This window comes from Paenibacillus illinoisensis NBRC 15959 (assembly GCF_004000925.1).
GTDB lineage: Bacteria > Bacillota > Bacilli > Paenibacillales > Paenibacillaceae > Paenibacillus > Paenibacillus illinoisensis.
Window position 1 is genome coordinate 36,747 of record NZ_BIME01000021.1, and the last position, 12,455, is coordinate 49,201.

The 12,455-nt window shown below is 45.1% G+C and carries 11 protein-coding genes and 1 tRNA gene; 2 read left to right on the plus strand and 10 right to left on the minus strand.

What is annotated here, in order from left to right:
• Positions 1-2,340: an ATP-binding protein gene (locus tag PIL01S_RS28605; protein ID WP_127541140.1), complete on the minus strand. Its 2,340-nt coding sequence runs from the start codon at positions 2,338-2,340 to the stop codon at positions 1-3.
• 331 nt (positions 2,341-2,671) lie between these two features.
• Between PIL01S_RS28605 and tadA the strand changes: the two genes are divergently transcribed.
• Both tadA and PIL01S_RS28615 read left to right on the plus strand, forming a co-directional pair.
• The gene (gene tadA, locus PIL01S_RS28610) at positions 2,672-3,172 is read left to right on the plus strand and encodes a tRNA adenosine(34) deaminase TadA (RefSeq protein WP_127541142.1); all 501 of its coding nucleotides are present in this window, start codon (positions 2,672-2,674) and stop codon (positions 3,170-3,172) included.
• A 37-nt stretch (positions 3,173-3,209) separates the two neighbouring features.
• On the plus strand, positions 3,210-3,779 hold the full coding sequence (locus PIL01S_RS28615) for a GNAT family N-acetyltransferase (RefSeq protein WP_127541144.1): 570 nt from the start codon (positions 3,210-3,212) through the stop codon (positions 3,777-3,779).
• 80 nt (positions 3,780-3,859) lie between these two features.
• Here the strand turns inward: PIL01S_RS28615 and PIL01S_RS28620 are convergent, their stop codons facing one another.
• The 9 genes from PIL01S_RS28620 to guaB form a co-directional block, all read right to left on the minus strand.
• On the minus strand, positions 3,860-4,954 hold the full coding sequence (locus tag PIL01S_RS28620) for a hypothetical protein (RefSeq protein ID WP_127541146.1): 1,095 nt from the start codon (positions 4,952-4,954) through the stop codon (positions 3,860-3,862).
• Positions 4,955-5,225: 271 nt separating this feature from the next.
• The gene (locus PIL01S_RS28625) at positions 5,226-5,378 is read right to left on the minus strand and encodes a small acid-soluble spore protein P (protein ID WP_127541148.1); all 153 of its coding nucleotides are present in this window, start codon (positions 5,376-5,378) and stop codon (positions 5,226-5,228) included.
• Positions 5,379-5,401: 23 nt separating this feature from the next.
• A complete protein-coding gene (locus PIL01S_RS29640) occupies positions 5,402-5,578 on the minus strand; it encodes a hypothetical protein (protein WP_164764370.1) in 177 nt (58 codons plus the stop codon).
• Between the two features lie 23 nt (positions 5,579-5,601).
• Positions 5,602-5,943 carry a hypothetical protein gene (locus tag PIL01S_RS28630; protein ID WP_095293451.1) on the minus strand — a complete coding sequence of 114 codons (342 nt, stop codon included), beginning with the start codon at positions 5,941-5,943 and terminating at the stop codon, positions 5,602-5,604.
• Between the two features lie 183 nt (positions 5,944-6,126).
• Positions 6,127-6,215 (minus strand) — tRNA-Ser (locus tag PIL01S_RS28635).
• A gap of 148 nt (positions 6,216-6,363) precedes the next feature.
• Positions 6,364-7,647 carry a serine--tRNA ligase gene (gene serS / locus PIL01S_RS28640; RefSeq protein WP_127541150.1) on the minus strand — a complete coding sequence of 428 codons (1,284 nt, stop codon included), beginning with the start codon at positions 7,645-7,647 and terminating at the stop codon, positions 6,364-6,366.
• A 277-nt stretch (positions 7,648-7,924) separates the two neighbouring features.
• Positions 7,925-8,515, minus strand: a complete 591-nt coding sequence (gene pdxT / locus PIL01S_RS28645; RefSeq protein ID WP_127541152.1) for a pyridoxal 5'-phosphate synthase glutaminase subunit PdxT — start codon at positions 8,513-8,515, stop codon at positions 7,925-7,927.
• A 325-nt stretch (positions 8,516-8,840) separates the two neighbouring features.
• Positions 8,841-10,229 (minus strand): D-alanyl-D-alanine carboxypeptidase family protein, encoded by a 1,389-nt coding sequence (locus PIL01S_RS28650; protein ID WP_127541154.1) that lies wholly within the window; start codon positions 10,227-10,229, stop codon positions 8,841-8,843.
• Positions 10,230-10,647: 418 nt separating this feature from the next.
• Positions 10,648-12,105: an IMP dehydrogenase gene (guaB, locus tag PIL01S_RS28655; RefSeq protein WP_127541156.1), complete on the minus strand. Its 1,458-nt coding sequence runs from the start codon at positions 12,103-12,105 to the stop codon at positions 10,648-10,650.
• Between the last annotated feature and the right edge of the window lie 350 nt (positions 12,106-12,455).

Here is a 12,455-nt window from a genome sequence, read left to right on the forward strand (position 1 = left end):
CTAGTTCTCTTCGTCTGTAAGTGCATCTTCCGCCCGATCTTCCTCTTCCACGCTCTCCGGAAGCTGTTTGGTAGCGGGAAGATCAATGATCACGGTCGTGCCCTTGTTCATGACGCTTTTAATATCCATCATGCCCTTATGTGATTGAATGATGCGCTGACTGACCATTAAACCAAGTCCTGTTCCAGACTCCTTATTGGTAAAGAACGGCTCGCCAAGCTTCGGCATCATCTCTTCCGGAATTCCGATACCCTCATCCTTAATTTCAATCCGCACCCGGTTTAATTCCTCATCATGGTCAAGGCGAATCCGAATGCTGCCTCCGTTCGGCATGGCTTCCATACCATTCTTAAGCAGATTGATGAACACTTGCTTCAACTGATTCTCTTCACAGTGTACCATAGCTGAATCCGATGATGCATTTAATACAAATTCAACCCCATGCAGATGTGCCTGGCTATCCAGCAGCGAGATCACATCGCCGAGAATAAAGCGGATATCCCGCTCCTGGAAGTGAACAGCCTGTGGTTTGGCCAAAATCAGGAATTCGCCTACGATCAGATTAATGCGGTCGAGTTCCGACAGCATCAAATCGAGATGTCGATGATTCAGTTTGTTCGTCTCCTGCTGCAGCTGCAGGAAACCACGCAGCGTTGTAAGCGGGTTACGGATTTCATGCGCAACACCCGCAGCCAGTTGGCCTACGGTTGTGAGCTTCTCTGAGCGTCTGAGCAACTCTTCCATCCGGTTGCGGCTAGTGATATCCCTCGACACACTAATCAGTGCGGTAATTTCGCCTAATTCATCGCGCACAGGCGCTGTACTGACACTAACTTCAACCCGTGTCCCATCTTTTTTCATCCATACAGTTTCATTCGAGGTAATGGATAGCCCTTCTATGAGCTGGGCATGCTGCTGCTTCATTTCCTCTTCCGCTTCAGGCGGGATGATCTTCAGCCTGCGGTTTTCCACCTCTCGGCTTCGCCAGCCATATAGTTGTTCAAATGCCCGGTTTACACGCAAGACCTTACCATCTAGATCGGTAATATGAATGGCATCGGCGGTTTGATTAATGATGGATTCCAGATGCTCCTTAACTGCCCTGTTCTCCTCATACATCTGTTTTAACCGGTTGGTATAGTGGCCCAGATTTCGAATCATGGCATTAATCCGATTGGCCAGCTGACCCAGTTCGTCCTTCCTTCTTACTTTCAGACGGAAATCGAAATGTCCATCCGCTACATCATTCACTTTGCCCAGGATGGATTGAATAGGACGTGTAATATATCCTGCTAACAAGTAGCTGCCAAAGATCACAATTTCCAGCAGCACCAGCGATATGGAAGCATGACTGACCAATTGTTCCGATACCATGGAGGATATTTGTTTATAGTCCATGACAATACTGATGACATATGATGCTTCATTCGGCGTGAAAATGGGGATGAAGCTTTTTAACACCTTCTGCTCATGTGTTTCACTGACAAACGATACATTTTGCCCGGTTCGGATCGCCCTCACGACTGCCCGATGATCCTCATCTGCCGTACCATACTGATACGTACCAAAACGAATCGGTCTATTATTTAGCTTGCTGTAGTTGCTATCCCTTCCATCGTCACTCATGTTTGGACTGCCAAAAGTCAATGGATTGATACCCGTGATCTCCAAGATGGAAGGATTCACTTCACGAATTTTGTTCAATATCTCATCCGGACCAGAGATCTTCACATAGTCATCAACTTCAGCATTATTATAGAAGGGATTGATTATGTAGTTCCTCTTGCCATCATGATAATAACCCCAGATATCAATATCCGATGGACTGGATGTGGAGTACTCGAAACCATCGGACCAAAAATGATCCAATTTCTGCCCTTGAGTGATGGTAACCTGATGTTTTTCGAACAATTGCTTAAAGGCTTGATACCAATAGGTCATTTTCTTTGTGGATAAACCAACTTCGCGCGGATCGGAAGAGCGGGTTACAACGATATCATCCTCGGTTTGTTCCATGAGAGAGATATGCGATACCCCCACTTTTTTGCTTAAACGTACAAGTTCCTCATTTGTGATATTATTAATATCCGGGTCGAGTTCTTCTGCAGCCATGACTGAAGCAAGCCATAGATTATTACCAATCTGGCGTTTTACATAATCCAAACTATTCTGATTCTGTTCGACAGAAATTGCAATCTGTTTGGCCGTTAGGACCATCTTGGTTTCACTGTCCTGCCTAAGATTTTCCTCGGTAGTATAATAACTCAGCGCGATATTCAGAATCAAAATAACAAGCACCGAGCACGACATAATCATGGATAATTTCGTTTTAATAGACAACTTTTTTAGTTCACCTCTCGGCTTGTACCCTTTGGCGATATATGGCAAAACCTATCTCCATCATAACGGTTGTGTGTGATTTTGAAAAGGATAAATGCCCCTAGTCCAAAAGTTACCGCTTGGCTAAAAAGCTCGAATTTCATTGTTTTTTGTCTTTGCCGTGCCTACAATGAGATTAATCACTAAAACTATACACAAATCCACAGGCTTGTGGATATCCTGTTCATAACTATGTGAGCAACTTAGTGGTTATCCACAGACTTATGCACAACATGTTAACAAACGAATATTTGTTCGCCGAATAAATGCTTTGGAAGGAGCTTTAACTGTAATGAACGAACACCCAATTCCGGTTGATCTTTCGCATCTTACGGGGGAACAGCAGCATGAATTCTGGATGCGTGAAGCCATTGCTGAGGCGCTAAAAGCTGAGGCACTTGGGGAAGTCCCTATCGGAGCTGTCATTGTGCGGCATAATCGGATTGTCGGACGAGGATATAATTTGCGTGAGACCACTCTTGATTCCACTGCACATGCGGAGATGGTCGCTATTCGTCAGGCAAGCGAAACGATCGGAGCCTGGCGCCTGCTTGATTGCAGCCTGTATGTGACACTGGAACCTTGCCCTATGTGCGCAGGTGCCATTGTACAGTCCCGAGTGCCCCGCGTTATATATGGCACTGCTGACCCCAAAGCCGGATGTGCAGGAACCTTGATGAACTTGCTGCAGGAGCCGCGGTTCAATCATCGTACTGAGGTGATTCCTGATGTCCTTCAACCCGAATGCTCCACGATGCTGACCCAATTCTTCCGTCGGTTACGCAAGAAGTAATACTTATACTTTTGATCTTGAGAGGATGTGCATTGCTATGGCATTAACCCTGTATGATACTCCCAACGGAATTAGCCTCCGGTTACTCACCACCGACGATACGCAAGCTTATCTTGATCTGATCCAGGTTACTCGCGTTCCCTACCAAGCTGTAGAGCCTCTTCGAGATGATGAGTTCTACACACTGGATGCTCAAACGAGGCGGATTCAGGACCGTCTAAAAGCGGCTGAAGAAGGTACAGGTTATCAGTTCGGCATCTACACCATCAAAGACGACCTGCTCATTGGACAAATCAGCCTGAATAACGTCTTCTATGGCGTTGCCAATTATGCCGATATGGGTTATTTTATCCATCCAGACTATCAGGGTGGTGGACGTATGACAGCAGCTGTTAAACTGGCTGTTGCCTATGCCTTCCGCGCCTTGAAGTTGAATCGTGTTCAGGCCGCAATCCTGCCCACTAATGCCGGCTCCCAGCGTGTACTAGAGAAGAATGGCTTTCAGGCAGAAGGCATTGCCCGTAAATATCTGAAGATCAACGGAAGCTATCAGGATCACCGAATTTATGCCGTTCTTGCTGAAGATTTATCGGAGTCCTTGCAATAACAGATTTAAACTATAAAACAACAAAAAGCCGCCCGACATAAAGTCGAGGCGGCTTTTTTCACTCATTTCTTGGAATGAGCTTAGTATCCGTAAGAAGAATTCATCAGTTCTTCGAACTCTTGCATCGTAATTACATTTTCACCTGTAGGGATGTTGATTTTGAAGGCAGCCTTCTCATTGATTTTGGTGTAAGTGTTGGATCCAGTAAAGGCCAACTTCACTTCATCTTTGGTATCCACTGGTGTGATCAGCAGATCAGCTGCAATCTTTTGATAAACCGGGAAATCCTGCTTATCGAGTGCGAAATCAATGTTGAATTTGTTGATGGTCAACGTCTCTTTCAACTGATCCAGATCCTTAGACATTTCAGTCTGATCAGCTTCCGTGATGTTCAGATCTTCTTTGGCTTGATCAATATCAGCCTGATCCAGTTGCAGCATATCGCGGTATTCTTCTTTGGACAAGATGTCCAGCACTTTAGGCAGTGCTTTAGTCACCAGTACAGTAACTGCTTCTTTAACGTTGTCGTTAGTAACGGAGAATTGCACTACCTGCTTGGCATCTACACCTTCTGGCAGCTGTGCATCCTTAACATCTACATTTTTGAAGAATTTGTCTTGGTCATATTCACTAAGAACAGCATCCATAACTTCATTGCTCAGTTTTTGCGTTTTGGCTGCGTCCATAGCATCAGGGTTCCATTCCGTACCCTCTTGCTCAGCCAATTCTTTCAGATCCAGCTCCAGGAACTTGCCAACCACCGTCTCCGGAATTGGGAAGAACGGAATGCTTGGCACTTTAACGTAAAGCTTCTCAGCTGTCATCACCATTGGAATGGTGAATGTCATGCCCATATCACCTTTGAGCTCAAGGCTAACTGTCATTTCTGTTTGCATTGGCTCGCTTTGATATACGCCAGTTACGTTAAACTGAGCATCCTTCAACATGCTCATAAACTGAGTCATCGTTGGATCTTGTTGTGACTCGTCTGCAGGTTTATAGCTCAATTCATTAATTGTGAAATTTGAACTCATCTCATACGAAGTCAGTTTAGAAGCATTGGCCGCAGCCGTCTTCAGTGCTTCTTTCGGTTCTTGTTTGCTGCTACATGCTGTCAAAGCCAAAGATACCGTCAACAGCAACGTTAGAAGCAACGCCCCCATACGTTTAGTCATTTGTTTCTCTCCTCTCGTGATAACCCCAAAAAAAAATAATTCAACATCAATGATATACCATTTATTCTGAAACGGAAACACGATTTGGGAAATTTGTGATCTTTCCACACTAAAATGGCTACAAAGACCTATGTTAGCTTTTCAATTCCTATCTTCATTGGTCATTATTTATGTATGAATACGCAAAAACCCCCTGTTAGGTAACAGGAGGCCTCAATATGCATCAATATATAATCTTATATTACGATACTGAAATGGATGGGTATTCTTCTTACCCTTGTGGGTTGTTATGATCCACATGATTTTGATTTTTCACTTTTTTGGACCCCGACAACGGTTCCTGCCCAGACGAATGCTTTTCCGGAAGGCGATGCTGCTCAGCAGCTTGAACTTCCGGTACAGGTATCGCTTTTGGTTTGCTCATGCCAATACCCCCTCTTCATGATTTTAGGAATGGGATGGGTTCATATCTTCCGTTTTGTCATGATTCAACGAATCCTGATGACGACGATCATTGGTATCTTGCTGAATTTGCTGTGCATGATGGCTGTTCACAGCTGGCTGCTCCAGATCAGCAACAACATTCTGCAAGTTTTTATCGATCCCTGGCTTGGCTTTGCTCACTCGAATCACTCCTTCAATTGGGGCTATGTTCTTGTCTTGGACTGCAACGACTGGGCACATTCATGAATATGCCGTGTATAATCCTGAGCCAGCTCCTGGATGGGTTCTGTACGCTCATCTGTCGTTTGTCCATCCCGTTCTACATCAATCAGTTGTACACTGACCTCACGGGAGTCCACATACGCGCATTTGAAATCGAATGAGTACATTTGGTGTCCTGCAGTCGCGATATGAATACGAATAGCCTTCTGATCGGCTTCATCCGCCATTACCTGTGCCTGATCGCCGACATTCAGTACTTCCGGCAAACGCTCCTGCCATGCGCCTACAAGCTCTGTCTGATCTATATTTAACTCGCGGTTCATCTAACCACCTCCACTCCTATAAAGTGCGGCGAACAAGATGATTTTATACATGCATACGGAGTCAATTAGAGGCTGTTGATGCTTTTAATAAACGAACCATGGCAGATAGCTCGATTGAGGAAAATGTTATATGCAAAAAAGGACCCGAGCTTATCGCTCAAGTCCCTGTTATAAGTGTTGTTATGGCGGAGAGGGTGGGATTCGAACCCACGTGGAGTTGCCCCCTAACGGTTTTCAAGACCGCCCCGTTATGACCGCTTCGGTACCTCTCCAAAATTTGAAGTTTTATAAACTTGCCACGAAATAGATCATACCACATATACAATTAAAAAAGCAAGCTTTAGAATAAAAAAAACCCGTCATAAATAATTGACGGGCTTTTTTGGTTGGCTTTATCATAATAAAACCCTATTCGCTATGTTAGGATCGACGTGCAATCACACTGATTCCACCCATGTATGGGCGCAATGCTTCAGGAATAACTACAGTCCCATCTTCTTGCTGATAGTTCTCGAGAATAGCTGCCACTGTACGTCCAACAGCCAGTCCGGATCCGTTCAGTGTATGGACGAACTCAGGCTTAGCCTTCGGCTCTCTACGGAAACGAATGTTGGCACGGCGTGCCTGGAAGTCCTCACAATTCGAGCAGGAAGAGATTTCACGATATGTATTGCTTTCTGGCAACCATACCTCGAGATCATAGGTTTTCGCGGAAGTGAAGCCCATATCCGCTGTACACAGCGCCAAAACACGGTATGGCAATTCCAGCAGTTGAAGCACACGTTCTGCATTTTGCGTCATTTTCTCCAATTCCTCGTAAGAAGTTTCAGGAGAAGACAATTTCAACAACTCAACCTTATTAAATTGATGCTGACGGATTAATCCACGTGTATCACGTCCAGCAGAGCCGGCTTCAGATCGGAAACATGAGCTGTATGCCACGAAATGCTTCGGCAGATCCTCCGCATTCAAAATCTCTTCGCGATGATAGTTCGTTACTGGAACTTCTGCGGTAGGGATCAGATAATACTCTGTATCCTTTAGCTTGAACAGATCTTCTTCGAACTTCGGCAATTGGCCTGTTCCGAAGAGGCTGTCGCGGTTGACGATATATGGAGGCAAAATCTCCTCATATCCATGCTGATCACTGTGCAGATCCATCATGAAGTTAATCAGAGCTCGCTCTAGACGTGCGCCAAGTCCTTTGTAGAACGTAAAACGGGAACCTGTTACTTTGGCAGCAGCCTCAAAATCAAGAATATCCAGATCCTGTGCAATCTCCCAATGTGCTTTCGGTGTAAAACCGAACGACTTCGGTTCAGACCAGCGGCGAATCTCTACATTATCATCCTCAGAGGCACCAACAGGTACACTCTCGTTTGGAATGTTAGGGATGGCCATCGTCAGATCATTGATCTTCGCTTCCAGTTCCCGGACCTCTTCATCCATCGCTTTGATGCGATCAGACACTTCGCGCATCTCAACAATCAAATCATCTGCGTTCTCGCGATTCTTTTTCAGCCTAGCAACTTCACCGGATACTGTATTCCGGCGGTTCTTCAACGTCTCGCTCTCTTGCAGCAGTTCCCGGCGCTTTGCGTCCATCTCGGAAAATCCAGCAATGAGATCGAGTGACTTGCCACGGTTCGTTAACGCTTCTTCTACACGGGCGTATTCATTCCGCAATATCTTTACATCAAGCATTATATACTCCTCCTAAATGACCTCACAGAAAACATATCAATAAACCTAAGCCTATCACATAGCCTTTGTGGAGTCGCGTATAACTTCATCTTAATCATTTTCAACAATAAAAAAACAACCTATGAACCCCTGTGACACCCTACGCTGCGATTCCCGCTGTGTAAAGCAGATACGGGCAACATCAGGCATTCGACCAGATACAGCTCCTCCAGCAGTCTTACAGATTGCAGAAGGAGTGTTCCAATCCACCGGGGTATCATAAGTTGTCTAATATGCACTATTGGTTCTGTAGCGACTGCTTATAGGATTGGGCCATATCTACAAAATAAGAATGCAAACGGTAGTCATCGGTCAATTCAGGATGATATGAGCAGGCCAGCAAGTTTCCTTGGCGCGCGGTAACGATCTCACCTTTATAAGTGGAAAGAACCTCAACCTGTTCCCCAACACTCTCAATTAAAGGTGCACGAATAAACACTGCTCTTACCGTTTCATCAATTCCTTTGACAGGCAGGTCTGTTTCAAAGCTTTCGCGCTGCCGCCCGAATGCATTTCTGGAGACCGTCATATCCATCAATTCCAAATGGGCTTCTTCCTGTCCTGAAATACGCTCAGCCATTACAATCAGGCCTGCACAGGTGCCGAATACCGGTTTACCCTTGGCAGCAAAGTCCCGAATAGGCTGCATGAAACCATATTTGCGCATCAATTTACCAATAGTGGTGCTCTCACCGCCAGGAAGGATCAGACCATCCAGTTCATCCAACTGCTCAACCTGTTTCACAGCCAGTCCCTCTGCACCCGCTCGCTCTACACTGCGAATATGCTCTGTAACCGCACCTTGAAGTGCTAATACACCTATCTTCATTTGCGTTCCCCTCTCCTACCAGCCGCGATCCTGTTATACGTCTAAAAGCCGTAAGTTAGGAGATCCGTGTCCAGAGGTTTATGGACACTCCAGCAATCCATTTATCGTCCATATAATGCGTTGTCGCTCCCACTATAACATGTGCAACTAACAAGGTTGTCCTTAGACTTTTGAGCTGATTTATACGTAGAATTCTAACTTGATATTTTACCGGAAAAATTGTAAATACACAATGCATCCAGTCGCAATTTGGTGCTTATTGTCCTTATTCAGGTGAGGTAGATCGGAAACTTCTATTATCTGTAGTCATGGCCTATAGCATCAATTAGAACAGGTTTTTGATACCGTCAAACAGATCAACGAAGAAGTCCTTTACCGCACGGAAGAACAAACGGAACCAGCCGCCTTTTTCAGCCTCTTCTGCGGTGATCAGGTTCACTGTTTTCTCTTGTGGTTCAATACCGTCAGCCTTATAGGTGTAGGTCACCGTTCCGACTTTCGTACCTGCTTTGATTGGAGCAACCAGCTTGTCTGCTTCCGTTACGTTTGCCTTAAAGGTAACATCCAGGTTTTGAGTGCCTTTTGGAACAACAAAGCTAACTGCATTATCAGTCACTACGGGCACATTCGTTTCTTTACCTTTTTTCAGCGGAACAGCTTCCCAGCCAGTTACTTTGGTTTTGCCAGCGACAGCTTGCTTCACTTCGAAGTTGTTATAACCATAATCCAGTACTTTTTTCGTCTCTCTGAAGCGTGCAGGCTCGGAATCGGTACCCATAACGACACTGATCAGGCGCATACCATCACGTTCAGCCGTTCCTGTGAAGTTATTCCCTGCATTTGTGGTATGGCCCGTTTTCATTCCATCCAGGCCTTCATAGGCGTAGCTTTTGAAATTGGTTATATCTTTATTCGCTTCCAGCATCCAGTTGTAGTTGATAATTGGAGCTTTGTCATTGGGACGGAATTTATACGATTGAATTGTTGTAAAGTCTGTGTAGTCGGGGTGATCCTGAATGATATATCTGCACAGAATTGCTGCATCCAATGCAGACATAACTGTCTCTTTATCTTCGGCCGGACGGAAGTCCGCAGGCATATCCGCACGATCGAGACCTGTGGAGTTAATAAAGAACGTATCCTTCATGCCCATTCGCTTTGCTTCTTCATTCATCATCTTCACAAAAGCTTCTTCCGATCCGGCAACATATTCTGCTAATGCCACTGTTGCATCATTTGCAGATCCAACGGCCATAGCAATATACAGCTCTTTAACCGTATGTTGATCGCCTTCAGCCAGGAAAATACGTGAGCCTATGCTCTCCGCTGCATTTCTTTTAACCGTAACTACATCATCCCAGCCAAACTTCCCTTGCTTGACCTGCTCAGCCACAATGTACTCGGTCATCATCTTCGTCATGCTGGCAGGCGGCATGGCTTTGTCCGCATTCACATTAAGCAGAATCTGGCCTGTCGAAGCCTCCATGAGTACGGCAGATCTAACTTCAAGTCCAAGTGAGTCTACGGGAGGAACCTGCACGGCTTTCTCGGTCTTCGTTGTTGTCGCAGCAGCAGTCAGCACCTGACCCGAATCATTCGCAGCAGCCATCACCGGCATTACTGCAGACATGCAGAGCATATTGACCAGCATAACCGAGGCTACGCTTTTTTTGAGCATTTGGCGTTTCTTTTTATTCATTTGTTTAGCTTTCAATGATAATACTCCCTTCGTTCCGAAGCTTCGCTTAATTGATGCTTCAGTGCAGCTTGAGCTGCGTTTTCTTGGTCCTTAACGATCGTAGAAGATGTTGTGAAAAGTAGCTTTTTATGCGCTGTATCGAAAGAGCAATATCATTGCTCCATAAGTTTCATTATCGATTGTCACTTAGTTAGCATTATCCAATGCTTATGTAAAAGGACGTCCGCGCTTCTATATAGCTGGGCAACCTTTCGTGGCATTTGTTCCATGTGAAACAAGATTCATAGATTCACGTCAAAAAGCCGCCGCAACGCCCTAATCCGATAAAGGATCGTCACCGCTTTTTCTATTCTATCACAGGGGTATCCGCAAAAAAAGACAGGCCCGGCGAAAATCGCCAAGCCTGTCCTGGAAATGATTAACTCTCTTCAGATTACAACGAGTAGTTAGGTGCTTCTTTTGTAATTTGAACATCATGCGGATGACTTTCACGAAGTCCCGCACCAGTAATACGGATAAAGCCTGTATCATTGCGGAGCTGCTCAAGGTTGCTTGTTCCGCAATAACCCATCCCCGAACGCAAACCACCGATCAGTTGATGAATGGTATCAGACAATGGACCTTTATAAGCTACACGTCCCTCGATGCCTTCCGGAACGAGTTTTTTGTCATCATCCTGGAAGTAACGATCTTTACTTCCTTGTTTCATTGCAGCCATTGAGCCCATACCGCGGTAAACTTTGTAGCTACGTCCTTGGAAGATTTCAGTTTCTCCCGGGCTTTCAGCAGTTCCCGCAAACAAGCTTCCGAGCATAACTGCATGTGCGCCTGCTGCCAGTGCCTTTGTAATCTCACCTGAATATTTGATCCCGCCGTCCGCGATGATTGGAACTCCATACTCGCGTGCGACAGTTGCACAATCATAAACAGCAGTTACTTGAGGTACACCGATACCAGCAATAACGCGTGTTGTACAAATGGAACCTGGACCAATCCCCACTTTGACAACCGAAGCACCCGCCTCGATCAGATCACGAGTAGCTTCACCAGTAGCTACATTACCTGCAATAATAGTCAAGCTCGGGAAACGCTCGCGCAATTGACGAACAGCTTCAATAATGTTGATGTGATGTCCATGTGCAGAGTCTACAGTAATCAAGTCTACACCAGCTTGTACCAATGCATCTGCGCGTTCAAAAGTATCTTTGGAGATACCAATTGCGGCACCAACCAGGAGACGACCTTGCGCATCCTTGGCTGCATTAGGGAACTGGATAGCTTTTTCGATATCTTTAATCGTAATGAGACCTTTCAGGGTATTGGACTCATCCACCAAAGGAAGCTTCTCAATTTTGTGCTTTTGAAGAATTCCTTCTGCTTCTTGCAGGGTTGTACCTACAGGAGCAGTAACCAGATTTTCACGAGTCATGACTTCACTAATTTTGATACCGTAGTCATGGATGAAACGCAAGTCACGGTTAGTCAAAATACCAACCAGCTTCTGATCACCTTCGACAATCGGTACACCGGAGATGCGATATTTAGCCATAACTTCTTCAGCATCCGATACCAGGTGTTCAGCAGTCAGTGAGAACGGATTGGTAATAACGCCGCTCTCCGAACGTTTAACCCGATCTACTTCTTCCGCTTGCTGTTCAACTGACATGTTTTTGTGGATAATTCCAATACCACCCTCACGTGCGATGGCAATGGCCAGAGTTGCTTCAGTAACGGTATCCATACCAGCACTGATCAGAGGGATATTCAGTTTTACACTATCGCTCAAACGAACCGATACATCCACTTCTTTAGGCAGTGTCTCGGATTTCCGTGGCACTAGCAATACATCATCAAAGGTCAAACCTTCCTTACCAAACTTATCTTCCCACACGCAGGTGTTCCTCCTTATGTTTGCTCAGCTTTACGGTCCAAAACCCGAAGATCTCAGGCAGTATTTATGCCGAAAATACGTTTTCTGAAAAATTTATTATTGCCATCTTAGCAAAGCGATATTTAGACTGTCAAGGAAAAGTGCCTGGTTATATCAGGTGTACTGTCTGATGCATACAACTGTATTTCTTGAGCGGACAACTTCCGAATATGCCAAAAAAACCATCCGTTTTTAAATGGCGTTTGTCCTCAAAAATTTTTAACTTTATTTCAAGTAAAACTACATAGCTTCCATATATTTACCTTTAAAAACAAATAAAAACCACCCCCGAGTATCTTCGGCAGTGGTTC